Raw genomic sequence first — 24,285 nt, forward strand, 5'->3', positions numbered from 1 at the left:
AATCAGGGTTTCAATACAGTAACGCTCGGTCGGCAACATTCCCATCTTCCAGCCAACAGAAAATCCGCAAGTTGTTGATTTTTATGCTCGGCCATGATTGAGGCAGGGCAGGCATGTGTCTTGCAATGGTAAATCGGCTGTTCTGTGATTTACCACTTCGAGGAGGCATCATGACTGAAAAAGTATCACGCCGGATTTTCCTGAAAGTTGCCGGCACGAGCGTAGCAGGGGTCGGAGCGGCCGTCAGCCCGGTCGGCTCCGCCGTGGCGGCGGGGAATAACCAAGCCGCTATCCAGGCCGCCGCCGGCGCCGCAGTACTGCCGTATCCCAAGATCTCCGTCGGCAAGGCCCAAAGCATGCAGGCCAACACACCCGTGTCGTTCAGCTATCCGGATGGCGACTCGCCTTGCGTGGCCATCAAGATGGGGCAGCGTGTCGCAGGCGGCGTTGGCCCCGACGGTGACATCGTGGCGTACAGCAACCTTTGCACCCACATGGGCTGCCCCTTGATGTACGACCCGGCCACGCAGCGTTTCAAGTGCCCCTGTCACTACAGCATGTTCGATCCCGAGAAGTCGGGTCAGATGATCTGCGGCCAGGCGACCGAAGATCTGCCGCAAATCCAACTCGAGTACGACCCGGCCTCCGACAGTGTTCGCGCCGTGGCCGTCACCGGCCTGATCTACGGCCGCCAGGCCAACGTGCTGTAAGCCCATCACCGTCAGGAGACGAACACCATGTCGCAATTCAAGGATCGTGTCGCGCTGCCGCCGGCAGATGCGCAAAAAACCAATTTGACCTGCCATTTCTGCATCGTGGGCTGTGGCTACCACGCCTACACCTGGGATGCTGACCGCGAGGGCGGACGTGCGCCCAACCAGAACGCGCTGGGGCTCGATTTTCGCAAGCAACTTCCACCCTTCGCCACCATCATGACCCCGGCGATGACCAATGTGCTGACCGACAAGAATGGCAAGCGTAAAGCCGTCATGATCGTGCCGGACAAGGCCTGCGTCGTCAACCAGGGGCTGAGCTCAACCCGGGGGGGCAAAATGGCTTCCTACTTCTACAACGCCGATGGCCTCACCAAAGAGCGTCTGCTTCATCCCCGTGTCTACTATGGTGACCAGTGGATGGACACTTCCTGGGACTACGCCTCCCAAGTTTATGGTGGCATGGTCAAAAAAATTCTGGACGAAGATGGTCCGGATGAGATCGCTGTGGCCATGTTTGACCATGGGGGCGCCGGCGGAGGTTTCGAGAACACGTGGGGCACCGGCAAGCTGATCTTCACCGGTATCCAGACCCCGACGGTGCGCATCCACAACCGTCCGGCGTACAACTCCGAATGCTTCGGCAACCGTGACATGGGCATTTTCGAGTTGAATAACAGCTACGAGGATGCCGAATTGGCTGACGTCATCTGGTCCATCGGCAACAATCCTTATGAAAACCAGACGAATTACTTCCTCGTGCACTGGCTGCCCAATCTGCAGGGCGGCACCGTGGACAAGAAGAAGAAAATGTTCCCCGGCGAACCGGTCGGTCCTGGCAAATTCATCTTCGTCGATCCGCGCCGCAATCCGTCGATTTCGATTTGTGAGGATCTGGCCAAGGATCAGGTTCTGCACTTGGCGATCAATCCCGGGAGCGATGGCGCCCTGTTCAATGGCTTGTTGACCTACATCGTCGATCAAGGCTGGATCAACAAGGACTTCATTGCCAACCACACGGAAGGTTTCGAGGCGGCTGTCAAGGCCAACGCCATGTCGTTGGACGAGTGCAGTCGCATCACCGGCGTTTCGGTGGCGCAGATCAAGCAGGCTGCGGAGTGGAGCTACAAACCCAAGGCTCCGGGTAAGCAGCCACGCACCATGCATGCCTTCGAGAAAGGCATCATCTGGGGCAACAACAACTACGTCACCGAACAAGCCATTGGTGCCGTTGTCGTGGCCACGCACAATGTGGGCAGCCGACGTGGGACAGGCTGGGTGCGCATGGGCGGTCACCAGGAAGGTTACACACGGCCCCCATATCCGGAACCCAAGTCCCGCTATCCGGCCGCCGACTTTCCCATTCCGCGCCATGACAAGTTGATCGAGGTTGATACCTACCTCATCAATGGCAAGGGCAAGATGATGACGTTCTGGGCGTGCAACACCTTCCAGACCACCAACAATGCCCAGGCTCTGCGCGAAGCCGTCATTCGCCGCAGTCAGATCGTCAAACAGGCCATGGGCCAGGCACGTGGCGCCACGCCCAAGGAGATGGTGGACGTGATCTACAAGGCAACGCAAAAGGGCGGGTTGTTTGTTGGAATGATGGATATCTATCCCACCATGATTGCCGAGGCGGCCCATGTGATGTTTCCGGGCGCTCTGCCGGGAGAAATGAACCACACCTCGATGAACGGTGAGCGCCGCCTGCGCATGTCCGAGAAGTTCATCGATCCCCCAGGCGAAGCCTTGCCCGACTGTCTGACCGCAGCGCGAATCGCCAACACCATTCGCGTGATGTACGAGGCCGAAGGCAATGCCAAGATGGCCAAGCGCTTCGAAGGTTTCGAGTGGACAACCCCGGAAGATGCCTTCAACGATGGATTCCGCCAGGTCGGTCGACCGGGCGCACCCAAAATCGACAGTGAAGGTTACGCCACGGGCTACATGGCCACGTACGCACTGCTGCGCAAAGCTGGCAACAACGGCGTGCAGATGCCGATCAAGCAGGTTGATGGAGACAAGCTGCTGGGTTCGCCGACGCTTTATCCCGACGACAAGTTCGACACGCCCAATGGCAAGATCCAGGTCTTTCCAGCGAAGTGGGATGGTTGGCTCAAACAGGCAGCCGAGGTCAAGGCCAAGTACAAATTCTGGATCAACAACGGCCGGTTCAACGAAGTCTGGCAGTCTTGGTACAACAACCAATACGACCCCTTCATCATGGACCGTTACCCGATGGCGGTGATCCAGATGAATCCTGCGGATATGGCGACCCTCGGCGTCAAGCCGACCGATGTGGTTGAAATCTACAACGACTACGGCACCACGATGGCAATGGCCTACCCGGAGCCGACCATCAAGCTCAACCAGTCCTTCGTCGTTTTCGGCGCGCCCAAAGGGGTCGTGGGTTCCGTGGTGACCACCGCAACGGATGTGCATTTCCTCGAGTACCACAAGGGAACCTGGGCCGACATTCGTCGGGTCGGCCCGATGCCCGACTGGAAACGTACGGTCTCGACCAAGAGCCGCATGTACGGGGTTTGAATCGCCCCCATTCTCCCAGGCCGAGATGGCCTGGGGGAACCGCTGTCCTCCTCCTCGGGCGGCAGTTCCTTGGGCTCCTACCCTGGAGCCCATTTTTTGAATGCGGGAGTCAGTGCATTCCATGTCAAGCCATCAAAACTGAGGAACACGATGAACAAACTTCTTTTGTGCACATCCCTGGCCTTGTTCGCAGCCCAAGCCTGGGCCGCCCCTGACATGTTGGCTTTGGCCAAGCAGAAGAACTGCCTGGGCTGCCATGCGCTGGACGCCAAGATCGTTGGCCCCGCCTACAAGGCCGTGGCCGAGAAATACGCTGGCAAGCCCGGTGCCGAGCAAATGCTGGTCAATGCCGTGTTGCATGGCCATGTCGGCACCTGGGGTCAGGTGCCGATGCCGGCCAACACCGATGTCACCCCGGCGCAGGCCAAGCAGTTGGTCGAGTGGATTTTGAGTCTGAAGTAAGCCCGTAGGCCAGAAGGCGGAGCAGCCGAGGCCTCATTGAAAGAGGCATCGGCTGGCGTAACCGCCCACAATCTCTCAGGGAGTTCCCGTCTTTCCACACCGCCAAGCATGCGCTACCAACTTCCTTTTGCCCGCGACATGGGCAGCAACACGGGTTTGCGCGGACAAATCTTGCGCAGGCCTCTCGGCACGCGGGAGGATGACGTCACTGCGGTCTTCGAGGCCGCTGCCGAATTGTTCGCCGCCCTGTCATCCCCGATGCGATTGAGCATCGTTTGCCACCTGCGCGAGCAGGACATGAACGTGCAGCAGATTGCCAACCGGATCGGCAGCAGCCAGCCCAACACGTCCCTGCATTTGCGCCAACTGCACCAGATCGGCATTGTGGATCGGTCGAGGAGCGGTCAGTCGGTGACGTACCGCATCCGCAACACCTTCGTGGCCGATCTGTGCAAGATCGTTTGCCCAGGCCATTGAGGGCGCGTGCAACAGCACTTGATCAGACCTCACCGCCATGCATACCCCACCAGCCTCGCGCTCCAAACCCACACCCACGCACGAACTGCCGTTCGGGGCGACCCTGCGCAAGCTGCTCCTGATCATCCCGGCGAGCTTCGCGCTGCCCGTGATCGTCCTGCTTCTGATCGCTTCCTACCTGTCCAACACAGTGGGACCAAACCCGGATTCGTCGCCGATGTCCACCCGCGCCATCGCTCGGCGCATTGCACCAGTGGCACAACTCGTGGTCGCATCCGGCCCTCGAATGGCCGAAAAGTGGAACGCCGCCTCGCTCTCCGCGGCAGCGCCGACACCGAACGCCCAGGCCAAGACACCGGCCACCGCCCACGCGCCTGTGGGCGGCACCAGCGCTTCGGCCATGCTGACCCTGGCCCGGCGGAAGAACTGCCTGACCTGTCATGCCGCCGATCACAAGGTCGTCGGCCCCGCGTACGAGGCCGTGGCCGAGAAATACGCGGGCAAACCCGGTGCCGAGCAGATGCTGGTCAATGCGGTGCTGCACGGCCATGTCGGCACCTGGGGCCCGGTGCCGATGCCGGCCAACACCGATGTGACCCCGACCCAGGCCAAGGATCTGGTGACCTGGATTCTGGGCCTGAACAAGGCGAGGTGAGCAGCCATGGCATCCGTTATCCGCAAGGCGGTCTTGGACAGGGGCGAAGTGATCACCCAAGCGCGCACAACCCAGCAGCGCCGGTGTGAGTGCCGCAAGGCCATGCGGCTCGACGCACGAGGCCTCGTGACCTCGGCACCCGGTTGCAGCGGCGCATCACGGCCCTGGTGCTGGCCGCCGCCATCGATTTCGTGTGGGACCGGGCTGAACGATGGGCTGCTGCTTTCCGGCCAAGCTTCGATCCGCATCTCAACACTCTCGATCTGTCCTAACGCCCCTGAATACATGGATGATTTCGACACCGCCGATGGGACACTTGAACTGATCCGCAAGCGTCAGCAAACCTCCCCCAAGCGTCTCGTGGCTCCGGGGCCGACGTCCGAGCAAGTCCAAACCCTGTTCGAAGCCGCGGCACAGGCTCCGGATCATGGCCTGATCCTGCCCTGGCGATTCGTCCGGGTTTCCGAGGCAGCACGTGGACAACTGGGTGAAGCCTTTGCTGCGGCCTTGCTCGAGCGTGACCCGCAAGCGACCGCGCAGCAACTTCAGAATGCGCGGGACAAGGCGCAACGCGCACCGTTCCTCGCCCTGGCGATCGTCGAAATGCAAGGAAAAAATCCAGACATTCCCGTGGCCGAGCGCTTCGTTTCGTTGGGCTGCGCGCTCCAAAACATGCTGCTCATGGCCCACGCTCAAGGATTCGGTGCCGGTCTGGTCAGCGGCCAAGCCATGCAGTCCCTCGCGTTGCGCACGCTGTTTGGGCTTGAGGCGCATGAGCAGGCTGTGTGTTTCATCGCCACTGGAACCGTCAAAACCGCCAAGGCTAGCCGGAATCGGCCATCCCCGGACGTGTTTGTCCGCACACTTTAGAAACCCCCAGGGAGTTGAATCATGACGTCACAGACGTATCCCGCGAAAGACTTCCTTTATTTCGCGCAGGCCTTCCACCACGGCGAACCCGAGCACCGGAGTTACGTCATCGCCGTGGGCTCGCTCGACGTGGTGGATCGCTTGGCGCGGGCCGAGCGGGATCGGCATCCGGATTATGGTGTTGCGGTTTATCGAGTGACCATCAATCAGTCTGCATCGGATCATATCCACCTGATTCATTACCACAGCTCCGAGATTGGTGAGAAATGGACGGATCGGCGTGGCGCAAACCTGAAACACAGTATTCTCGAATGAACATCAAAACATTGCGCGTGGCCTTCCCGATGGAGGTATTTTCATGGATCCAAAACGTAGAATCTGGCTGATTGCCACGGGCGTCTCGGCTTGCGTGGGAACCGCTGCCACAGCGGTTCCCTTCGTTGAATCGATGGAACCGTCCGATGTGGCCAGAGTCAATGGCGAACCGATCGAACTGGACATCAGTCCAATACAACCAGGCCAAAAACTCATTGTGTTGTGGCGTGGCCAGCCCGTTTGGGTTTTGCGCCGAACCCCGCAGATGCTCGCTTCCCTGAAGATGACCCAGAATCTTGTTGCCGATCCGTTTTCAAAAAATACGCAGTATTCCACACCACCATGGGCGCAGAACCAATGGCGATCCATCAAACCCGAATATTTTGTATTCATCGACATTTGCACCCATTTGGGTTGCGCCCCGAATCTTCGGGCCACACCTGGGGCGCAACCAGGATTGCCAGATAACTGGCCAGGCGGATTTTTGTGCCCATGCCATGGCTCACGTTATGACTTGGCTGCCAGAGTCTTCAAAAACATGCCAGCCCCGGCAAACATGGTCGTACCCGATTATGCCTTCATCAATGACAAAAAAATCTTGCTTGGCAAGCACAGGGCGTGATGTTTTACGAACGGCCGATCCCATTGAAGCGCGACCCCCAAGTCACTCCATCGATCAGCCTCCTGTGCGATCTGTGAACGATACTGAGCCGGTCGCACATCCCCCGGTGCGCCAGCCGATTCCCATCGTCGACCATCGCCACGCCAGTATCGTGCCCAGCGTTCCCAAGCAAGTGTCGAAGCCCGCGCGGCTGGTGGCCGATCGGATGGGTCGTCCCTTGCATGATCTCCGCATTTCGGTCACCGACCGTTGCAACTTCCGCTGCACCTACTGCATGCCCAAGGAGGTCTTCGGCAAGGAGCATGCATTCCTGGCGCATCGCGATTTGTTGAGTTTCGAGGAAATCACCCGTGCCGCGCGTGCCTTCATGGATCTTGGGGTGCGCAAGATCCGATTGACGGGCGGCGAGCCCCTGTTGCGCAAAAGCCAGGAACGCCTGGTGGCGATGTTGCACACCTTGCGCACCCCGGATGGACATCCACCTGAGTTGACCATGACCACCAACGGCTCGATCCTGGCGCGCAAGGCACAGACCCTCAAAGACGCGGGGCTGGATCGCGTGACCGTCAGCCTGGACGCGCTCGACGACACGGTGTTTCGTCGCATGAACGATGTCGATTTCCCGGTGGCCGAGGTGCTGCGCGGAATCGAGACTGCCCAGGCCGTTGGGTTGGGGCCGGTGAAAGTGAATATGGTGGTCAAGCGCGGAACGAACGATGCGCAAATCCTGCCCATGGTCGAGCGCTTCCGGGGCACCGGCATCGTGCTGCGCTTCATCGAATACATGGATGCGGGCAACTCCAACGGCTGGTGCATGAACGAAGTGCTGCCGTCGCAAGAGGTGGTGGATCAGATTCATCGGCACCATCCCCTGCATCCGCTCGAAGCTCATCGCCCCGGAGAAACGGCCCAGCGTTGGGCCTTTGACGACGGCGGCGGAGAGATCGGCGTGATCTCCAGCGTGAGCCGTGCATTCTGTGGAACCTGCAGCCGCGCCCGTCTGTCGATGGAGGGCAAGCTGTATCTGTGCCTGTTTGCCAGCCACGGCCACGACCTGCGAGCCCTTTTGCGCGACAGCCCCCAGGCTGGCCGCGATCCTGTCAGCGATGCGCAGTTACGCGCCGCGCTCGCGCAGATCTGGAGTCGCCGCGTCGACCGCTACTCCGAGCTTCGCGCCTTTCAGGCCTCCGGCGCATTGCCTTCGGAGCGCAAGGTCGAGATGTCTTACATCGGAGGCTAAGCAGCGTGCACGCCGACATGGATGCGCAGCAGAAACATGGGTCGACGACCACGCCCATGACATCGCCATTAACCGGCGCGTCCACGCTTCTTGCAAGCGGGATCCCGGCCGAGGTCCTGACCGGCCTGATTCTCGCCGGTGGCCGCGCCTCGCGCATGGGAGGGCTCGACAAAGGTTTGCAGCCATTCCGTAGCACTCCCTTGATCCAGCACGTCCTGGAGAACCTCAAACCCCAAGTGGGGCAGGTCCTCATCAGCGCCAACCGCAACCTCACTGCCTACAGGCGCTTCGGCGTCCCGGTCCTGACCGATGCCGATCCCGCCGCGTTCGATGGCCCTCTGGCTGGAATTCTGGCGGGATTGCAGCACTGCAAGACCCGCTACGTGTTGGTCGTTCCCTGCGACAGCCCCCGGTTGCCGGAGAACTTTGCCCCAAGCATGGCACGTTGCCTCGAAGCCAGCCAGGCCGACTTCGTGATGGCGCGCATGGCCGGCCGGACCAATCCTGTGATGAGCCTGATGCATGTCCGACTGCAAGATTCGCTGCAGGCGTTCTTGCACGCGGGCGGTCGCTCGGTACTGGGCTGGGCCGATGGTTTGAAGACGGCCGTGGTGGATTTCGAGGGTGACGCAGCGATCTGGAATCTCAACACGCTGGACGATTTGCGCCGTGCCGAATCCGGACCTGATCAGGTTTCTTCAGGCATGGCGCATAACGGTCAAGTCGGAGATCTCTCGCCATGGACCAGCCCTTAGCACCCCCCGACTTGGCCCAGGTGGTCAGTTGCGTCAGCGGCTACGACCCCAACGCCCTGCCGGTGGGCCGGGTGCAGGAGGTCATCCGCCGCTTCGTGCAGCCGGTGCGCGTGGCCGAGCGGGTGGACCTGCGTGCCGCGCTCGGGCGCGTGCTGGCCGAGGACGTGATCGTCCCGCAGGACGTGCCGGGACACGACAACTCCGGCATGGACGGCTACGCCCTGCGCGGCGCCGACCTGGCAGCCGATGGCTCGGCCGTGCTGCGCACGGTGGGCACCGGGCTTGCGGGGCATGGGTTCGAAGGCGATGTGCCGGCCGGCTGCTGCCTGCGCATCATGACCGGAGCGGCCATGCCGGCGAGTTGCGACACCGTGGTGCCGCAGGAGTTCTGCCGGGTCGAGGGCGATCGGGTGCGCATCCCGGCCGGCGTCCTCAGGCAGGGCGACAACTGCCGTCCGCGCGGCGAAGACCTGCTTGCCGGCGAGGCGGCGCTGCAAGCCGGCAAGCTGCTGCGTCCGGCCGACATCGGCCTGGCCGCATCGCTCGGAGCGGCCGAGGTGATGGTGTGGCGCAAACTGCGCGTGGCCTTCCTGTCCAGCGGCGACGAGCTGCGTTCCATTGGTCAAACGCTGGACGAAGGCTGCGTGTACGACAGCAACCGCTACACCCTGTGGGCCATGCTGCAGCGTCTCGGCTGCGAGGTGCTGGACCTGGGCGTGGTGCGCGACGATCCCGCCGCGCTCGAAACCGCCTTGCGCCAGGCCTGCGAGAACGCCGACGCCGTCATCACCTCGGGCGGCGTGAGCGTGAGCGAGGCCGACCACCTGCGTAGGGTTATGGCCACGCTGGGCGACGTGGTGTTCTGGCGCATCGCCATGCGCCCGGGCCGACCCATGGCCTTCGGCCGCATCGAGAGCGGCGCGCACAGCGCCATGCTGTTCGGCCTGCCCGGCAATCCGGTGGCCGTGATGGTGACCTTCTACCACTTCGTGCGCGAGGCCCTGCTACACATGATGGGCGCGCCGATGCAGCCTCTGCCGCTGTTGCCGGTGGTGGCGCAAACCGCGCTGCGCAAGCGGCCCGGCCGCACCGAATACCAGCGCGCCGTGCTCGAACGCCGGCCCGACGGCCGGCTGGGCGCACGCACCACCGGCGACCAGGGCTCCGGCATCCTGCGCTCCATGAGCCGGGCCGACGGCTTCATCGTGCTGCACCACGAACAAGACAGCGTGCAGGCGGGCGACCTGGTGGACTTCCTGCCCTTCGAAGGGCTGGTGTGATGCGAATCTTGCAAACGCGTCGTGGCCAGCTTCTCGTGGAATCGGTGTCTGTTTGGCTGTGGGCGAGGCAAGAGGGTTTCCCGCGGACAAGATCGCGCGTCGAGCGGGTCCTGGGGCAAACATTCGGAGGCGACGCATGAAACCGACCCGCCAGGAACAGCTTGCACTCGATGTGATGTTGGCTCTGGCCAGGGCGCGCAGTGGGTCCGCCAGCGTGCAGGATCTCGGAGCGGCGCTGCAGATGGCCCCGTCCACCCTGAAAACCTTGTTCGAGCGCTTGATGGACGCAGGACTGCTGCGCTGCGAGTCCGCCCCTGACGATTGTTATGGGCTGGCACGCGCGCCGCGTTCGATCACCGCGGCGGATATCGTCCTGGCGAGCCAACAAGGGCCCGGTGGGGCCGGCCATGGGCGGCTGATCGGAGCGCGGAACAGGGCCAGCATGGAGGCCACCGCATTGCGGGCACTCGAGACTGCCTTGAATCGCTGCAGTCTGGAGTTTTTACAAGCGATCACGCTGCAGGATCTTGCTCGGGGCATGCCATGCTGTGAGAATGCACGCTCCCATGAGTTCCAGCGGGAAGCACCAAGGCATCGCCCTGCGCCGCAAGCCAACCAGGAGCGCAAACTTGATGACCCGACAGCACGAGGGCGAAGGCGTTCGCAAGGACCGCGCGAAATGCCACCAATGCGCGATTCGCGCGCTGTGCATCTTCAAGCATTGGCTCCTGGAGGAGTTGGACGCTGTTTCCGCTGAAATTGACGACGTGCAGTATGTCCCCAGGCAATCGCTCTATGAGCCTGGGAAACATGGCGACGATGTTTTCGTGATCCGCACCAATCTCGTCACGCTGGATCGCATCGAACCGGACGGCCAGCGCCGGATTTCCCGGGTCGCCAAACGCGGGGACGTGATCGGATTGGAGTGTCTGGTCGCCCAGCCCTTCCTTCATCGGGCTTCGCCGGTCAAAACCGTGCGGGTCTGCCGCATACCCATCACACTGCTCCAGAACGAGCACACAAGGCGGTGCGATTTGGATCTGGACATGATGGAACGTTGGCATCGCGCCCTGCGGCAGGCGGACGACTGGTCCTGCCTCTACGGGGGGCAACGCCCCGTTGCTCCCCGGATGGCGCAGTTGCTGTTGGCGCTGACGGATCCGCCGTGGAGCGATACGCTGTTGCTGCCCAAGCTGGACGATCTAGCCGCCCTGCTCGGCGTGGCAATGGAGTCGGCCAGCAGAGCGTTGTCTCAACTCAGGCAACGGGGTTGGCTCGTACGTCTGGGGCTCGGCCGCTACGCCATCGAACGCGACGCGCTTGATGCTTATGTGCATGCCCGAAAACCGGTTTCGGCCCGGGAGCGTGGCGCGGGTGTTGCGCCTGACGCCAAGAGGCTGCAGCATGAAAGTGGCGCTGCCACGGTCACGCAGGCGTCATCCCCATCCACCGTCCGTCACCGCCGATCTGGCGGTCAATTTGTCGGCATGGGGCATGCACCCGCGCAGGTCCGACATCTCCCCTGACACTTCGCCCTGGAGATCCCCATGAAAATCACGGTTCGTTATTTCGCCCATGTGCGCGAGAGCCTCGGCACTGGCCGGGAAGACCATGAACTGCCGGAGCAGATTCGCACCCTGGGGGCGATGCGCGTCTGGCTGACGACGCAAAGTGAGCGCCATGCGCAGGTGTTGGATGCCGCGCGGTCCTTGCGCATGGCCTGCAACCAGACGGTGGGGGACGCCCAAACCGAGCTGCAGGCCGGATGCGAAGTGGCATTTTTTCCGCCGGTCACCGGGGGGTGAGGTCGTGAGCACCATTCGCATCCAGTCTGAAGTCTTCGACACCGGCGCCGAGTTGCGCGCACTGCGCGAGACCCGGCGCGACATCGGCGCGGTGGTCTGCTTCGAGGGCGTGTGCCGCGACAGCCATCCGGAACAGGGCGCAGCGTCGGCCGACGTGCAGGCGACGGAACTCGAGCACTATCCAGGAATGACCGAAAAATCCATCGCAGCGATGGTGACCGAGGCGCAAAGCCGCTGGTCCTTGCTTGGCGTGACGGTGATCCATCGCGTGGACCGTTTGTTGCCTGGGGATCCGATCGTTTCGAGGCATCCCCATGGACGTCCAAGGCAAACGCAACATTCCACTCACCCCGGCGCAAACCTGGGAGGCGCTCAATGCCACCCAGATGCTCAAGGCTTGCATTCCCGGCTGCGAGTCGGTGACGCAAACCGGAGATGGGCAGTTCGAGGTCGTGCAGGTGCTCGACATCGCCGGCTACAAGACGCGGTTTTCCAGCACCTTGACGCTGGAGGATGTGGACCCGCCGCATAGCTATGTGCTGCGCTTCGAGGGCAACGGCGGCAATGCCGGCTTCGGCATCGGCCGCGCGCTCATCGCGCTGCAGCCGACCGACGGCGGCACGCAGATGAACTATCAGGCGAGTGCAGAGGTGGGCGGCGCCATTGCGCAGATGGGGCAAGGCGCGGTGGACCAGGCGGTCAAGGGCCTGATCGAGGATTTTTTTAACCGCTTCGAACGCAATGTGCGCGGCGAGGCGGCCGGCCAGGCCCCGGGCAGCATGGTCGAGCGCCTGTGGTTCATGATGCCGCCCTGGGCCTGGGCCATCTCCACGCTGGTGGCCGTGTTCATCCTCTACTGGGGCGTCATGCAGTCATGAACGCGCAGGCGACATCCGCCGCAGACCGCGAGCCAACCCCTGAACCCTTGATCGTGGCCTGCTTGTGTGCGCAGTGGTGTGTCGCGTGCAACCTGTGGCAGGCTAATTTCCAGGCACTGGCGGAGCGCATCCCCCGAGCCAAGATGCTGTGGGTGGATGTGGAGGATGAGCTTGGAGCGCTGGGCGACTACGAGGTGGAGAACTTCCCCACCATCGTCGTGCAGCGGGGCCCTTGGCTGCTGCATGGAGGCCCGTTGCCACCGCAGATTGGAGTGTGGATGCGTCTGGTCGAGGAATTCGCCTGCCTGTCCGCGGATGAGGCAGCGGCAGTGGCTGCAAAGCTCGCACAAACGCAACCCGAACTGCCCGATCCTCGAGCTTTCGTGGAATAGGCTTCGCTCGTGGCAATGTCCACGCTTCAAGCAAGTTTCAGACGCAGGGCGAGCGCGGTCAGCGTGATCAGCAAGACGGGTAGTGTCAGAACGACACCCACCTTGAAGTAATACCCCCAACCGATGGTCATGCCCTTGCGCGCGAGCACGTGCAGCCAGAGCAAGGTGGCCAGACTGCCGATGGGCGTGAACTTCGGCCCCAGATCACAGCCGATGACATTGGCATAGATCATGGCCTCGCGCACCGTGCCAGTGGCGTTCGTCGTCGCAACGGAGAGCGCACCCACAAGGACCGTTGGCATGTTGTTCATCACCGAGGAGAGGAATGCCGTCAGCACGCCCGTGCCAAACGCCGCGCCCCAGACACCATAGTTGGCGAAAACATTCAGCAGGTCCGCCAGATACCCAGTGATTCCGGCGTTGCGCAGGCCATACACCACCAGATACATCCCCAGCGAGAAAATGACGATCTGCCAGGGCGCTTCGCGCAACACCTTCCGGGTGCTGATGACATGGCCGCGCGCAGCCACGCCGAGGAGCAGCAGCGCACCGAAGACCGCGACGGCGCTGACCGGCACACCCAGCGGTTCAAGACCAAAGTACCCGAGCAGCAGGAGCGCCAGCACCACCCACCCGATGCGGAACGTGGCAGGGTCGAGGATTGCTGCGTTGGGATGTTTGAGCAAAGCCATGTCGTAGCGTATCGGGATACTGGGGCGAAAATAGAGCAAGAGCGCTGCCAAGCTGGCGGCGATCGCGGCGATATCCACCGGGACCATGATCGCGGCGTATGCGTTGAAGCCGATGTTGAAGAAATTGGCCGAGACGATATTGACCAGGTTGGACACCATCAATGGCAGGCTGGACGTATCGGCGATGAAGCCGGCGGCCATGACGAAAGCCAGTGTTGCCGCCGGACTGAAGCCGAGCGCCAGCAGCATCGCCATCACGATCGGCGTCAAAATCAGCGCTGCGCCGTCATTGGCGAACAAGGCCGCCACGGCTGCGCCCAGCAGGACCAGGAAGGCGAAGAGTCCGCGCCCGTTGCCGCGCCCCCAACGTGCCACACGCAGCGCCGCCCACTCGAAAAAGCCGGCTTCATCGAGCAACAGGCTGATGATGATGGTGGCGACGAAAGTAATGGTGGCGTTCCAAACGATGTGCCAAACCGCCGGAATATCGGCGAGATGAATCACGCCGGTCAGAAGGGCGGCAATGGCGCCGAAAGTCGCGCTCCAGCCGATGCCCAGCCCGCGCGGTTGCCAGATCACCAAGACGAGCGTGGCGATGAAGATCAGCAGTGCGATCAGCATCGGCTCAGTTCTTGCGCATGGGGTTGAAGGCATCCGGGCCGCTGTTGGCCAGGCGCTTGACCAGATCGAAGCGCGAGATCATGCCGACCAGCCGTTCGTGCTCGATCACCGGCAGGGACTTGATGCTGTGATCCACCAGCAGACGCGCGGCCACGGTGACATGGTCTTCGGGTGCCACGGTGAGGACTTCCCGCGTCATGACCTGCGCGGCCGTGCGGCCCTCGGCCTTGTCCGGCTCCGGCGTACGCCGGCGAAACACGGAGCGGTAGAAGTTCTCCTTCCAGACCGATTCGCGCGGCTCCAACCGCTCGTCGGCCGCACGATGCACCAGGTCGCCCTCGGTCACGAGGCCGAGCAGGTGTCCCTCGGCATCGGTCACCGGAACGCCGTTGATGCGGTGCTCGATCAAGATGCGGGCGATCTCCGCCACGGGCGTCTCCGGTGCGATCCGGATCGGGTTCGGGGTCATCAGGTCACGGACTTTCATGCTGTGTTCCTTTCTCAAGATTTGTGGGTCGATCGGCGGTGAACGACTTGTCAGCACCGGTTTTCACCGCGCTCATCCAGGCCTGCGCCCCCATCTGCACCGGGTCCCAGGGGCTGCTGAACGGAGGTGTGTAGCTGAGATCGAGATCGTTCAAGTCTTCGACGCCCATGCCGTGGAACAGGGCTGCTGCGAACACGTCGATGCGTTTCGACACCTCCGAACGCCAGTGGCCGAGGATCTGCGCGCCCAGGAGACGACCAGTGCGGCGATCGCCGGCCACCCGGATGCGGAGCTTATGCGCGCCTGGGTAATAGGCCTTGTGATCCCAGGTTTCGATCTCGCTGGTGACGGGATCAAAGCCGGCCATGCGCGCCTCGGCTTCGCGCAAGCCTGTCCGCGCGATCGCGAGTTCGAACATCTTCATGGTCTGGGTGCCGACCGAGCCCGCGAAAGAGCGCTCTCCGCCTACAGCGTTCTCGCCGGCCACACGGCCCTGCTTGTGCGCGGTCGTCCCGAGCGGCAGGTACGCTGGCCGCTGGAGTATCCGATGCCAGGTCTCGGCGCAGTCGCCGGCGGCCCCAATGCCAGGGATCGCAGTCTCCATGCGTTGCGTGACGCGGATGGCGCCCGAGGGCCCCAGCGCAATCCCCGCAGCGGCGGCAAGGGTGGAGTCGGGTCGCGCGCCAGTGGCGACCAGCACCAGATCGGCCGACGCGGCAAACCCGCCCGAACCCGACACCGTGAGACCGCCCCGGTCGCCGACGGTCTCGATGCGCTCGACGGCGCAGCCAGCCACGACGCGTACGCCATGGCGTGACAATTCCTCCCCGATCAGCCTGCCGAACGCCGGATCGACGCTTGGGAACACGGGATCGGTCTGACTTACGAGCGTGACATCGACCCCCCGATGCCTCAGCGCGTCGGCCATCTCGACGCCGATATAGCCCGCACCGACAATAAGAGCCGAACGCGCTTCGCCCGTCGTGAGATGGCGATGGACCGCGAAGCCGTCCGCCATGGTGTGCAGGCCATAAACGCCGGGGAGGTCGAGGCCGGGCAATCCTTGGGGACGAAGCGGGACGGCACCGGTCGCGATCACCAGGTGGTCGTAGCGCAAGGTCTCCGCACGGCCGTTCGGCCCGCGCACGACATCGACCCTCTTTCCCGCGGGATGAATGACGACGGCCCGATGGTTCGTCAGGACTTCGATGCCGTCGAATGCGGTGCGATGGGCGAGCTGCCGGTGATCCGGCGTCTCGCCGCTGAGGTAGAAGGGCAGGCCGCAGATGCTGTAGTTCGGGTACTCGTCGGCCAACAGGACGGATACCTCGGCTCGGGGATCGATCTCGTGAGCCCGCAGCGCCGCGCTGATGCCCGCAGCGCCGCGCTGATGCCCGCGTCGCTGCCGCCGATGATGAGGAGGCGCGTCATGCTGTTCCCTTCATTGTTATTCGGCGCGCTGTTGGTCCAGATCACGCAACTGGGTTTGCAGCGACATGCGGTCGATCTTGTCGATGGACAGGGCGAGGAGCAGGCGGATGCGAGCGGCAATTTGGAAGTGCGCGTTGGCGAAGGCCTTGAGTTGACGCTCACGATCCCCGCCGACCGCGGCTGGATCAGCGAAACCCCAGTGGGCGGTGATGGGTTGACCTGGCCATGCGGGACAGGCCTCGCCAGCCGCCTGATCGCAGACTGTGAAAATGAAATCCATCGATGGCGCATCCGGCGCCGCAAACTCCGTCCAGCTCTTGCTGCGCAAGCCACGAATGTCATAGTGCTGACCGGTGAGCACTTCGAGCGTGAGCGGATGCACTTCGTCGCGAGGATGACTGCCCGCGCTGTACGCCTTGAACCGATCTCGACCGAGATGGTTCAAGATGACTTCCGCCATGATGCTGCGCGCGGAATTGCCGGTGCAGATGAACAGCGCGTTGTAGATCTCTTTGGGGCCATGTCACGCTCTTTCGGTGATGAGACTGGGGCGGGCAGCCAGTTCCAGCAGGCGATCGACGCCGACGGGCTCTTCTCTTAGCAGCGGAACGACCGCGTAGCGCTGGGCATGGCGGGTAGCGACGGCGTCGATTTCTCGCAGTTCATGGCAGGCACGCTGACGCAGCAAGGGCGAGTTCGGCGTGGCAGCCGCGATGCTGTTGTTGATGATCCAGGCCCAGGGCTCGATCCCGGCGCGGCGCAGGTCAGCTTGCAGGTTTGCCGCTTCCAGTACCGGTGTGGTTTCGGCCAACGTCACGATCAGCACCTTGGTCTGCCTGGCGTCCTGCAACTGCATCATCGGGGTGGTGTAGTGCAGCCCGGTCCCGGCCATCTGGCGGGTGATTTCACGGTGATAGGCGCCAGTCGCGTCGAGCAGCAGCAAGGTGTGGCCGGTCGGTGCCGTGTCCATCACCACGAACTTCTTGCCGGCCTCGCGAATGATGTGCGAGAAGGCCTGGAACACCGCGATTTCCTCGGTGCAGGGCGAGCGCAGGTCCTCTTCCAGCAGCGCCCGGCCTTCCGCATCGAGCCGCGCGCCCTTGGTGGCCAATACGTGCTGCCTGTAACGCTCGGTTTCAATGTGCGGGTCGATCCGGCTGACCATGAGGTTGTCCAGCGCGCCGCTCAGTGTTTCAGTCAGATGCGCGGCCGGGTCGGACGTGGTGAGGTGGACCGGCAGGCCGCGATGGGCCAGTTCTGCCGCGATGGCAGCGGCCAGGGTGGTCTTGCCCACACCGCCCTTGCCCATCAGCATCACAAGACCGTGGCCGTCTTCGGCGATGCCATCGACCAACACGGACAGACTGGGTGCATCAAGTACGACCGGAGCCACATGGGTGCTGGGCGCTTGCGTGGCCGTCGTGACCAGTAGCTGGCGCAAGGCATCCAGACCGACCAGGTTGAAGGGCTTGAGCGCGACCTGATCGCGGGGCAGCGTCTTGAGCACATCAGGGATTGCGTCCAATGCGGCCCGTTCGTGCGCGCAGATGGCTGCGGCCAAGGGGTCGTGCGCCGCTTCTTCCGGTGGCAGGACGCCGTTGATCACCAGATACTGCTGCGACAGGCCAATGCCGGCGAGTTCCTCATGGGTGCGTGCAACCTCCCGCAAGGTGGCTTGCTGGGCGCGGGCCACCAGAATCAAGCGGGTGCGCTGGGCATCGGCCAAAGCCTCCACTGCCGCCTTGTATTGGGCGCGCTGCTTGTCCAGTCCGGCCAATGGGCCGAGGCAGGACGCATCGCCCTTGTCCGCTTCAAGGAAATCACTCCACGCGCCGGGCAATTGCAACAGCCGGATGGTGTGACCGGTCGGGGCTGTATCGAAAATGATGTGGTCGTAGTCAGCGGTCAGGGCCGAGTCGGTGAGCAACGCGGTGAATTCGTCAAAGGCGGCGATTTCGGTGGTGCAGGCGCCGGAGAGCTGTTCCTCGATGCCGTTGACGATGTCGTCCGGCAGCGTCCCGCGCACCGGGCCGACGATGCGCTCCCGGTACTGCTGTGCCGCTTGCTGCGGGTCGATTTCCAGAGCCGACAGACCGGGCACACCATTGATGTGGGTGATCGTGTTGCCGATGGCCTGGCCGAAGACTTGGCCGACGTTGGATGCGGGGTCGGTGCTGACCAGCAGGACTTTCTTGCCGTGCTCGGCAAGGTGGATTGCCGTGGCGCAGGACAGCGACGTTTTGCCCACGCCGCCTTTGCCGGTGAAAAAGAAAAAGCGCGGCGGCAGTTCGAGAAATTTCATGGTGATACTTCCTCTGCGTTCAGCAGCAGTGGCTGCCGGCGCAGCAGCCCTGTGCTGCTTTCGACACTGCTGTCGGTTGTGGAATGCCTGCCCAGCGAGCCAGCTCCATGCGGTTGGGGTAGCGGCCCGCCAATGCCACTGCACCATCCACCAGAACCAGGGGCAGGGCTTCCTGGCCGGAGCGTTCCAGGAACGATTTGACCGTCGGGTTTTCGGCGAATGCCAGCGGCTGTCGGGCCAGATTGAAACGCTCGATCTGCGCACCGTTTTGCTTGGCCCAATCGGTGTCAGCCGAAAAGCTGACCAGGCTCTGATCGACCTCCACACCGCACACGCCGGTGCTGCAGCACAGTGCCGGGTCATAGATTTGAATGGCTTTCATTTTGATTCCTCATCGATAATTGAAATTATGGTCATGAAAAAAGCTTCCCGATCCGATCCAGATCCTCCTTCAAGCATGCGGGATCGTTCTTTAACTCCGTCAGCGGCAGGGTGAGGAAGGTCTCGATGCGGGTGCGCAGGATGCGATAGGCTGTCATGAAGGCAGCGTTGATTGCCCCGTCGCCCCCGGTAGCATGCGCAGGGTCTTCGACACCCCAATGCGCGCGCAGGACCGGGCCGAGATAGGCCGGGCAGGTTTCGCTGGCTGCGCTGGAGCAGACGGTGATCACGATGTCCGGTGTTTCGGGCAAATCGTCCCAGGACTTGCTGGAGAGTCCAACGGTCGGGATGCCTTCCCGCTCCAGCAAGGCAAGCGAGCGGGGATGCACCTGCCCGGTTGGATGGCTGCCCGCGCTCATCGCCATCCAGCCGGCGGGAGCCAGGTGGTTGAACGTGGCTTCGGCCAGAATCGAGCGGCAGGAGTTGCCTGTGCAGAGAAAGAGGATGTTCATGGCTCAGGTTTCGACTGGAGTTGGCGAAACAGTCGGCAGTGCCGTGTCGCAGTAGGTTGAAGCGCCGCGCAAGCCCGTACATTGCCCCGGGTGCCCGGAACAGCACTCCTCGGTCAGATAGGCGATCAGATCCAGCATCAATGGAATGTTCGCCCGATAGCGCAGGTAGCGCCCCTCCTGTTCCACAGTGAGAAGGCGGGCCTGGGTCAGGGCCTTCAAATGGAAGGAGAGGTTGGTCGGCGGCACGTCAAGGGTGATCGCGATCTCGCCGGCCACCATGCCCTCAGGCCCCTTCTTGACAAGCAGCCGATACACGTCCAACCGCACACCTGACGAGAGCGATTCGAAGATTGAAGTTGCTGTGATCTTTTCCATTCTTCAAATATACAACAATGATTGGATTCATGCACCATGCCATTTCTACATACAGACAAATTAATTACATGTAGTTACGTTAACAGGAGCAAACAATCACGGGATTGTCACATCGTGAACCTATTGTGAAAGACCCTGCTGCCACTCTTTTGGAGGCGACCATGATGTCTAAAGGCATATGCCACGCGGCACGGAGCGGGCGGACGAGGTTCGGGGAGGGTGGAGGCCCACAGTAGGGCAAGGCGGCCCGGCCCGGTGGTAGCCGGGATGGCAGTTCAGGGCTGACGTCGGGCGTCAGAGGATGCTGCCAAGCTCATAGAACTCGTCTTTAAGCCAGCCGAGGAAAGAGGAGAGCGACCTGCTTTCAGTGCGGTCGTTCGGAACCACGAACCAATAGGCATAGTCGGCCTTGATCCGGGCGTCGAAGGGCGCAATCAGCCGTCCTTCGGCAATGTCGCGGGCGACGAGGATCGAGCGTCCGAGTGCCACGCCATGCCCGTCGATGGCGGCCTGAATGAGCGCCGTGTCATCCGAAAAGCCGATGCCCCGGATCAGCGAGGGCGGCACCAGCCCGGCGGCGTTGAACCAATCCTGCCAGCTTTCGACGATGTCACCCTGCAGGAGCGGCATTTTCGACAGAACCTCTGGGTCATCCAGGGGGCCGAACCGGTCCCGCAGGCACGGGCTCATCACCGGAAAAACCAGTTCATCGGCTAGCTGGATCGATGTGCAGCCCGGCCAGTTGCCGCGACCGTAGCGGATCGCTGCATCGACATCGTCGAAATCGGTGAGCGCGCGTGTGCAGCTCAAACGCAGTTCGATGTCGGGAAAGGCCGCGCTGAACGCACCGATGCGCGGGGCGAGCCATTTTGCGGCGAAGCTGGGCAGCATGCTAACGGTCAGCAGGGCCGATGCGCGCTGGCTGGCGCGCAAGCTGTTGATGCCGATGTCGAGCCGGTCGAACGCATCGGTGACGATGGTCTTGAGCCGCTCCCCCTCAGGGCTGAGCGCGACACCCCGGCTGACCCGACGGAACAGGCGCATGCCAAGTTCTTCCTCAAGATTGCGGATATGCCGGCTGACCGCGCTTTGCGTCAGCAGCAGCTCTTCGGCTGCCTTGACGAAGCTGTTGGTGCGACTGGCCACATCGAAGGCGCGAAGCGCCATCAGCGAGGGCATCCTGCGACGACGTCTATACGGCTCAGTCATGATTGGATCTCATCAGGAACAAGCGACATAAATGATATGAACCTGAATCCGTGACTTCCGATAATCCATCGACTTGAAAGCTGATTGTGACGGCCCGATTTTCCCGATTTCCCGCAGGTTCACGGTTCGAGCGCCGTGTCGAAGGGGGCTGTGGGGCTGTGCGCGAACGATCGGCCCCCTTGATCGGTCATTTCGGGTGGGTTGCGCGCAGCCGTTCCCCCGCCGAGCCCTTGTGGCCAGCGTCTTGGGGTGCTGGGAAAGCTTGGACTGCGTCTTCAGCCGCTGGCGGCGAACTGCGCATGCAGATCGCAAAAGGCACGGGCTGCCTTGTCGTTGGCGCCCAGTCCCAACCACAGCCGCCCGCCATGGTTGATCACGCGTGCTGCGCGGATGACAAGTTCCTGGATCACAGTCTTCAGACGCCGTCGCCTGGCCGCATGGCGCACCGGTGCATGCGGCCCCAGCAGCCCTTGCTGCCCCATGAGGCGCAGCACGTTCATCGTCAGGGCCGCAAGCTGGCAGACAAGATCGTTCGTGTCGAACTTCCCCGAGGGCAGTCGCTCCAGATCCATGTCGGTTTTGAATTCCGCATGGAACTGCTCGTGCGTAGCGTGCCCGGCGTACAGGTCGATGATCGCCTCGGCGCTGATGGCCTTGGGCAAGCTTGTCGTCCAGCCCTCCAAGATGATCTCGGGGACCAAAAACTGCTGGCCACGGGCATCGACGGTGCGCTCCGTGATGCGCACAATGCGGCGCAGGCGATGGGCGATGCCTTCGACCTGCACGGCCACCTCCCAAACCGCCACGCGCTTGCCTGCGCGCGGATGCTGCCACAACAAACCCCCTTCCAGTTCCTGCCGTCGCAAGACCTCCAGAGGATCGGTCTTGCGGGGATTCCACTTGATCAGAACATCGACCCGGGGCAGTCCTGGCCTGTTGCAGCGCTGCATGTCGGCCATCAAGGCGGCCGAGCAAAACCCCGCATCCATGCGCACGAGAATCGGCGCCTTGGGGCCTGCGGTCGACAGGCGCTGCGCCATGGGCACGGCCGTCTCGAGGTTGTAGGTCGTCTCCGAAGCCGAGTGCTGCGCGCCCGGACGTAGGGCGAACTCCAGGCAAAACCCATGCGTGCCCAGGTAGGCCGCCAGCGGGCAGTAGCCATCGACCCCCGCGTAGGTGCGGCTCACCCCATCCTTGGCTGTGCCCGAGTTGTCCATCGCGAAGGTGTCGATGTCCAGCGGCACATGACCGCAAGGCAAAAGACCATAGTCCGGTTGGCTCTTGCGCAGCAGCGCTTCAATCGCCTGGGAGGTGAAGTCAAACCACAGGGCGGCCTGCGCATCCAGGCGCTGGCGCAGGGTGGGCGAGGACGGCACACCCACCAGACCCAGCGCCTCCTGGAAGAAACGATCGCCTCGAAAGCCTTCGATGGCATCGAAGTCGCTCTTGCTCTGCGCGAGCAAGCCAACATAGCTGCGCATCAGTGTGCTGGGCGGCAGTCCGCCGCGGCAAGGCCACTGGGCATCCAGGCGTTTGAACAGAGGATCGAGGCGCTTGAGGTGATGACCGACAAGGGCCAGACCGGCCACCGGCGTCAGGTCATAGTCGAGTTGCTTGACGCGAAATCCAAACCCCATGCCATACCCCGGAACGTTCACCCGCTGGGTGAGAAGACAAAGGGGTCATTTTATCGAATAAACCATTATGCATCAACAACTTATGAAAATTCCGCATGCCCGAGCTCACGGATTCAGGTAANGCTGTTTGCTTCGTGGTTGTCGGCACGGTCAAATCAGCCAAGGCCGCACGGATTCGACCGGCTCCAGAGGCGTTCGTGACCACGCTTTGACAAGTGCCAACTTGGTTTTGAATCCCCGAGGCCATCATGGACCCGCCTGGCGGCGCTGGTTTTCACTGTTCAACCTGCTGAGGTCAACCTATGCAAACCACCATCCGCTATTTCGCCAGTGTGCGTGAAGACATCGGGCGGGGTAGCGAAACGCTCGACCTGCCCGAGCATCTGCGCACGCTGGGTGATGTGCGTGCTTGGCTCACTCAGCGCAGCGCGCGGCACGCTATCGCGCTGACGGGCGACAAGACTCTGCGTATGGCCTGCGATCATGTCATGGCCGAGGTCGACGCTCTCATCGTGCCCGGTTGCGAGGTAGCTTTCTTCCCGCCGGTCACTGGCGGCTGAAGATCTGGCCTGCATCTTGGACTTGCCCCCATGCTGCCCTTCGAGCCCACGATACGCATCCAGCATAAAGCCTTTGACGCTGGCAAGGAATTGCATAATCTGCGTGCAAGACGCACCGACATCGGCGCTGTCGCCAGCTTTGAGGGTATCTGCCGTGATCACAACACTGCAACGCTGCAGCAGGGAAAGCACAGCGTGGAGGCCATGGAGCTGGAGCACTACCCCGGCATGACCGAGCAGAGCATTCTGCGTCTGGTGGTTGAGGCGCAGCAGCGGTGGCCCTTGCAGGCGGCAACCGTCATCCATCGCATCGGTGTGCTGCAGCCGGGTGATCTCATCGTGTTCGTGGCGGTGGCATCTGCGCATCGGCATGCGGCCTTTGAGGCCTGCGCATTCCTGATGGATCACATCAAGACCCAGGCACCGTTCTGGAAAAAAGAAACGACGTCTCAGGGTATGCAGTGGGTCGACGCGCATGAAGCGGACGTCGCCGCGATGGACAGATGGAGTATCCAGGCCGCCAGCAAGCGACTTCTACCGGAACTGGACATCGCTTCCAAGCAGAACCAAAAATGACGTGAGCAGTTTGTACGACAAACCGGGCCAGCATGTTCAGCCGCCCATCGAAACCGTCAACGGATGCGGCGACCCGCTTGGTCGATCACCGCGCTTCGCCGTCTTCCTTGCTGAACGGCGCATGGGGCGACTGGGGCAGGATGTCGAGCACGGTTTCGGACGGCCGGCATAGCCGTGTGCCCAAGGATGTCACGACGATGGGCCGCTCGATCAGGATGGGGTGGGCAAGCATCGCATCCATCAAGGCTGCATCCGATAAGGCTGGGTCGTCGAGCCCGAGTTCCTCATAAGGCGTGCCCTTGCGCCGCAGCAACTGGCGCGGCTCCATGTTCATGGCTTGCAGTAGCGTGAGCAAGGTGGCCCGATCGGGCGGAGTTTCAAGATATTCGACGATTTCGGGCTCGATGCCGACATGGCGAATCAGCGCCAGAGCGTTGCGCGAGGTGCCGCAGGCGGGGTTGTGGTAGATGCGAGTCATGGTGCTTGCA

General features: G+C 62.4%; 28 protein-coding genes and 2 pseudogenes. 19 read left to right on the forward strand and 11 right to left on the reverse strand.

Annotated elements, in window-relative coordinates; all coding sequences use genetic code 11:
* Positions 1-170 precede the first annotated feature (170 nt).
* The 17 genes and pseudogenes from THIX_RS16420 (at position 171) to THIX_RS16500 (ending at position 13,014) form a co-directional block, all read left to right on the forward strand.
* Positions 171-710 carry an arsenate reductase (azurin) small subunit gene (locus THIX_RS16420; protein ID WP_112486174.1) on the forward strand — a complete coding sequence of 180 codons (540 nt, stop codon included), beginning with the start codon at positions 171-173 and terminating at the stop codon, positions 708-710.
* A gap of 27 nt (positions 711-737) precedes the next feature.
* Entirely contained in the window at positions 738-3,263 is a 2,526-nt protein-coding gene (locus tag THIX_RS16425) for an arsenate reductase (azurin) large subunit (RefSeq protein WP_112486175.1), read from the forward strand.
* A gap of 150 nt (positions 3,264-3,413) precedes the next feature.
* Positions 3,414-3,725 (forward strand): c-type cytochrome, encoded by a 312-nt coding sequence (locus THIX_RS16430; protein ID WP_112486176.1) that lies wholly within the window; start codon positions 3,414-3,416, stop codon positions 3,723-3,725.
* A gap of 108 nt (positions 3,726-3,833) precedes the next feature.
* Positions 3,834-4,202: a metalloregulator ArsR/SmtB family transcription factor gene (locus THIX_RS16435; RefSeq protein ID WP_233224507.1), complete on the forward strand. Its 369-nt coding sequence runs from the start codon at positions 3,834-3,836 to the stop codon at positions 4,200-4,202.
* Between the two features lie 400 nt (positions 4,203-4,602).
* Positions 4,603-4,857 carry a c-type cytochrome gene (locus THIX_RS16440; protein WP_233224760.1) on the forward strand — a complete coding sequence of 85 codons (255 nt, stop codon included), beginning with the start codon at positions 4,603-4,605 and terminating at the stop codon, positions 4,855-4,857.
* A 102-nt stretch (positions 4,858-4,959) separates the two neighbouring features.
* A complete protein-coding gene (locus tag THIX_RS16445) occupies positions 4,960-5,727 on the forward strand; it encodes a nitroreductase (protein ID WP_233224603.1) in 768 nt (255 codons plus the stop codon).
* Between the two features lie 21 nt (positions 5,728-5,748).
* Positions 5,749-6,042 (forward strand): hypothetical protein, encoded by a 294-nt coding sequence (locus tag THIX_RS16450; RefSeq protein ID WP_112487036.1) that lies wholly within the window; start codon positions 5,749-5,751, stop codon positions 6,040-6,042.
* Positions 6,043-6,085: 43 nt separating this feature from the next.
* The gene (gene petA, locus THIX_RS16455; RefSeq protein WP_112487037.1) at positions 6,086-6,664 is read left to right on the forward strand and encodes a ubiquinol-cytochrome c reductase iron-sulfur subunit; all 579 of its coding nucleotides are present in this window, start codon (positions 6,086-6,088) and stop codon (positions 6,662-6,664) included.
* A gap of 73 nt (positions 6,665-6,737) precedes the next feature.
* Positions 6,738-7,904, forward strand: a complete 1,167-nt coding sequence (gene moaA, locus THIX_RS16460) for a GTP 3',8-cyclase MoaA (RefSeq protein WP_305798540.1) — start codon at positions 6,738-6,740, stop codon at positions 7,902-7,904.
* 56 nt (positions 7,905-7,960) lie between these two features.
* Positions 7,961-8,659, forward strand: a complete 699-nt coding sequence (gene mobA / locus THIX_RS16465) for a molybdenum cofactor guanylyltransferase MobA (protein WP_112488427.1) — start codon at positions 7,961-7,963, stop codon at positions 8,657-8,659.
* Positions 8,644-9,939, forward strand: coding sequence for a gephyrin-like molybdotransferase Glp (gene glp, locus THIX_RS16470; protein WP_112487039.1), 1,296 nt, complete (start codon positions 8,644-8,646; stop codon positions 9,937-9,939). Before mobA ends, glp begins: the two co-directional genes overlap by 16 nt.
* A gap of 136 nt (positions 9,940-10,075) precedes the next feature.
* Positions 10,076-10,696: an Rrf2 family transcriptional regulator gene (locus THIX_RS24965; RefSeq protein ID WP_112487040.1), complete on the forward strand. Its 621-nt coding sequence runs from the start codon at positions 10,076-10,078 to the stop codon at positions 10,694-10,696.
* Positions 10,677-11,465: a Crp/Fnr family transcriptional regulator gene (locus THIX_RS16480; protein WP_158540930.1), complete on the forward strand. Its 789-nt coding sequence runs from the start codon at positions 10,677-10,679 to the stop codon at positions 11,463-11,465. The genes THIX_RS24965 and THIX_RS16480 overlap by 20 nt, the downstream gene beginning before the upstream one ends.
* A 21-nt stretch (positions 11,466-11,486) precedes the next feature.
* Positions 11,487-11,744: a molybdopterin converting factor subunit 1 gene (gene moaD, locus THIX_RS16485; RefSeq protein WP_112487042.1), complete on the forward strand. Its 258-nt coding sequence runs from the start codon at positions 11,487-11,489 to the stop codon at positions 11,742-11,744.
* A pseudogene (locus tag THIX_RS16490) lies at positions 11,635-11,985 on the forward strand (molybdenum cofactor biosynthesis protein MoaE); the annotation flags it as partial. The gene moaD (THIX_RS16485) and the pseudogene THIX_RS16490, both read left to right, overlap by 110 nt.
* 73 nt (positions 11,986-12,058) lie before the next feature.
* Positions 12,059-12,622 carry a CoxG family protein gene (locus THIX_RS16495; RefSeq protein WP_112487043.1) on the forward strand — a complete coding sequence of 188 codons (564 nt, stop codon included), beginning with the start codon at positions 12,059-12,061 and terminating at the stop codon, positions 12,620-12,622.
* Positions 12,619-13,014, forward strand: a complete 396-nt coding sequence (locus THIX_RS16500; protein WP_112487044.1) for a thioredoxin family protein — start codon at positions 12,619-12,621, stop codon at positions 13,012-13,014. The genes THIX_RS16495 and THIX_RS16500 overlap by 4 nt, the downstream gene beginning before the upstream one ends.
* A gap of 26 nt (positions 13,015-13,040) precedes the next feature.
* Here the strand turns inward: THIX_RS16500 and THIX_RS16505 are convergent, their stop codons facing one another.
* From THIX_RS16505 to THIX_RS16550, 10 genes are all read right to left on the reverse strand, one after another.
* Positions 13,041-14,327 carry an arsenic transporter gene (locus THIX_RS16505; RefSeq protein WP_112487045.1) on the reverse strand — a complete coding sequence of 429 codons (1,287 nt, stop codon included), beginning with the start codon at positions 14,325-14,327 and terminating at the stop codon, positions 13,041-13,043.
* Between the two features lie 4 nt (positions 14,328-14,331).
* On the reverse strand, positions 14,332-14,814 hold the full coding sequence (locus tag THIX_RS16510) for a CBS domain-containing protein (RefSeq protein ID WP_031406964.1): 483 nt from the start codon (positions 14,812-14,814) through the stop codon (positions 14,332-14,334).
* On the reverse strand, positions 14,801-16,186 hold the full coding sequence (locus tag THIX_RS16515; RefSeq protein ID WP_371412998.1) for an FAD-dependent oxidoreductase: 1,386 nt from the start codon (positions 16,184-16,186) through the stop codon (positions 14,801-14,803). The genes THIX_RS16510 and THIX_RS16515 overlap by 14 nt, the downstream gene beginning before the upstream one ends.
* Positions 16,187-16,261: 75 nt before the next feature.
* Positions 16,262-16,705, reverse strand: coding sequence for an arsenate reductase ArsC (locus tag THIX_RS16520; protein ID WP_233224509.1), 444 nt, complete (start codon positions 16,703-16,705; stop codon positions 16,262-16,264).
* A 63-nt stretch (positions 16,706-16,768) separates the two neighbouring features.
* Positions 16,769-18,547, reverse strand: a complete 1,779-nt coding sequence (gene arsA / locus THIX_RS16525; protein ID WP_112486187.1) for an arsenical pump-driving ATPase — start codon at positions 18,545-18,547, stop codon at positions 16,769-16,771.
* 19 nt (positions 18,548-18,566) lie between these two features.
* A complete protein-coding gene (gene arsD, locus THIX_RS16530; RefSeq protein WP_112487046.1) occupies positions 18,567-18,929 on the reverse strand; it encodes an arsenite efflux transporter metallochaperone ArsD in 363 nt (120 codons plus the stop codon).
* Positions 18,930-18,960: 31 nt separating this feature from the next.
* Entirely contained in the window at positions 18,961-19,440 is a 480-nt protein-coding gene (locus THIX_RS16535; RefSeq protein WP_112487047.1) for an arsenate reductase ArsC, read from the reverse strand.
* A gap of 3 nt (positions 19,441-19,443) precedes the next feature.
* The gene (locus tag THIX_RS16540; protein ID WP_112487048.1) at positions 19,444-19,815 is read right to left on the reverse strand and encodes a helix-turn-helix transcriptional regulator; all 372 of its coding nucleotides are present in this window, start codon (positions 19,813-19,815) and stop codon (positions 19,444-19,446) included.
* A gap of 294 nt (positions 19,816-20,109) precedes the next feature.
* The gene (gene gcvA, locus THIX_RS16545; RefSeq protein WP_112487049.1) at positions 20,110-21,024 is read right to left on the reverse strand and encodes a transcriptional regulator GcvA; all 915 of its coding nucleotides are present in this window, start codon (positions 21,022-21,024) and stop codon (positions 20,110-20,112) included.
* A 275-nt stretch (positions 21,025-21,299) separates the two neighbouring features.
* Entirely contained in the window at positions 21,300-22,661 is a 1,362-nt protein-coding gene (locus THIX_RS16550) for an IS1380-like element ISCARN34 family transposase (protein WP_086558171.1), read from the reverse strand.
* A gap of 302 nt (positions 22,662-22,963) precedes the next feature.
* Here THIX_RS16550 and moaD (THIX_RS16555) point away from each other — a divergent pair, with 302 nt between their 5' ends.
* Positions 22,964-23,221 carry a molybdopterin converting factor subunit 1 gene (gene moaD, locus THIX_RS16555; protein ID WP_112487050.1) on the forward strand — a complete coding sequence of 86 codons (258 nt, stop codon included), beginning with the start codon at positions 22,964-22,966 and terminating at the stop codon, positions 23,219-23,221.
* 30 nt (positions 23,222-23,251) lie between these two features.
* Entirely contained in the window at positions 23,252-23,797 is a 546-nt protein-coding gene (locus THIX_RS16560) for a molybdenum cofactor biosynthesis protein MoaE (protein WP_112487051.1), read from the forward strand.
* Positions 23,798-23,853: 56 nt separating this feature from the next.
* On the opposite strand, the pseudogene arsC reads toward THIX_RS16560, so the two are convergent.
* Positions 23,854-24,275, reverse strand: a pseudogene (arsC, locus tag THIX_RS16565) (arsenate reductase (glutaredoxin)).
* Positions 24,276-24,285 lie beyond the last annotated feature (10 nt).

The sequence above is a fragment of the Thiomonas sp. X19 genome, assembly GCF_900089495.1.
Taxonomy (GTDB): Bacteria; Pseudomonadota; Gammaproteobacteria; order Burkholderiales; family Burkholderiaceae_C; genus Thiomonas_A.

Excerpts from the sequence above, each read along its gene's own strand:
- THIX_RS16560 (WP_112487051.1), top strand. The coding sequence starts at position 23,252 with ATGCTGCCCTTCGAGCCCACGATACGCATCCAGCATAAAGCCTTTGAC.
- THIX_RS16495 (WP_112487043.1), top strand. The coding sequence starts at position 12,059 with ATGGACGTCCAAGGCAAACGCAACATTCCACTCACCCCGGCGCAAACC.
- THIX_RS16435 (WP_233224507.1), top strand. The coding sequence starts at position 3,834 with ATGCGCTACCAACTTCCTTTTGCCCGCGACATGGGCAGCAACACGGGT.
- THIX_RS16520 (WP_233224509.1), bottom strand. The coding sequence starts at position 16,705 with ATGGCGGAAGTCATCTTGAACCATCTCGGTCGAGATCGGTTCAAGGCG.
- glp (WP_112487039.1), top strand. The coding sequence starts at position 8,644 with ATGGACCAGCCCTTAGCACCCCCCGACTTGGCCCAGGTGGTCAGTTGC.
- arsA (WP_112486187.1), bottom strand. The coding sequence starts at position 18,547 with ATGAAATTTCTCGAACTGCCGCCGCGCTTTTTCTTTTTCACCGGCAAA.
- THIX_RS16420 (WP_112486174.1), top strand. The coding sequence starts at position 171 with ATGACTGAAAAAGTATCACGCCGGATTTTCCTGAAAGTTGCCGGCACG.
- moaD (WP_112487042.1), top strand. The coding sequence starts at position 11,487 with ATGAAAATCACGGTTCGTTATTTCGCCCATGTGCGCGAGAGCCTCGGC.
- THIX_RS16540 (WP_112487048.1), bottom strand. The coding sequence starts at position 19,815 with ATGGAAAAGATCACAGCAACTTCAATCTTCGAATCGCTCTCGTCAGGT.
- gcvA (WP_112487049.1), bottom strand. The coding sequence starts at position 21,024 with ATGACTGAGCCGTATAGACGTCGTCGCAGGATGCCCTCGCTGATGGCG.
- THIX_RS16535 (WP_112487047.1), bottom strand. The coding sequence starts at position 19,440 with ATGAACATCCTCTTTCTCTGCACAGGCAACTCCTGCCGCTCGATTCTG.
- THIX_RS16450 (WP_112487036.1), top strand. The coding sequence starts at position 5,749 with ATGACGTCACAGACGTATCCCGCGAAAGACTTCCTTTATTTCGCGCAG.
- THIX_RS16430 (WP_112486176.1), top strand. The coding sequence starts at position 3,414 with ATGAACAAACTTCTTTTGTGCACATCCCTGGCCTTGTTCGCAGCCCAA.
- THIX_RS16550 (WP_086558171.1), bottom strand. The coding sequence starts at position 22,661 with ATGGGGTTTGGATTTCGCGTCAAGCAACTCGACTATGACCTGACGCCG.
- moaD (WP_112487050.1), top strand. The coding sequence starts at position 22,964 with ATGCAAACCACCATCCGCTATTTCGCCAGTGTGCGTGAAGACATCGGG.
- THIX_RS16510 (WP_031406964.1), bottom strand. The coding sequence starts at position 14,814 with ATGAAAGTCCGTGACCTGATGACCCCGAACCCGATCCGGATCGCACCG.
- THIX_RS24965 (WP_112487040.1), top strand. The coding sequence starts at position 10,076 with ATGAAACCGACCCGCCAGGAACAGCTTGCACTCGATGTGATGTTGGCT.
- THIX_RS16500 (WP_112487044.1), top strand. The coding sequence starts at position 12,619 with ATGAACGCGCAGGCGACATCCGCCGCAGACCGCGAGCCAACCCCTGAA.
- petA (WP_112487037.1), top strand. The coding sequence starts at position 6,086 with ATGGATCCAAAACGTAGAATCTGGCTGATTGCCACGGGCGTCTCGGCT.
- THIX_RS16425 (WP_112486175.1), top strand. The coding sequence starts at position 738 with ATGTCGCAATTCAAGGATCGTGTCGCGCTGCCGCCGGCAGATGCGCAA.
- THIX_RS16440 (WP_233224760.1), top strand. The coding sequence starts at position 4,603 with ATGCTGACCCTGGCCCGGCGGAAGAACTGCCTGACCTGTCATGCCGCC.
- arsD (WP_112487046.1), bottom strand. The coding sequence starts at position 18,929 with ATGAAAGCCATTCAAATCTATGACCCGGCACTGTGCTGCAGCACCGGC.
- THIX_RS16505 (WP_112487045.1), bottom strand. The coding sequence starts at position 14,327 with ATGCTGATCGCACTGCTGATCTTCATCGCCACGCTCGTCTTGGTGATC.
- THIX_RS16445 (WP_233224603.1), top strand. The coding sequence starts at position 4,960 with ATGCGGCTCGACGCACGAGGCCTCGTGACCTCGGCACCCGGTTGCAGC.
- mobA (WP_112488427.1), top strand. The coding sequence starts at position 7,961 with ATGACATCGCCATTAACCGGCGCGTCCACGCTTCTTGCAAGCGGGATC.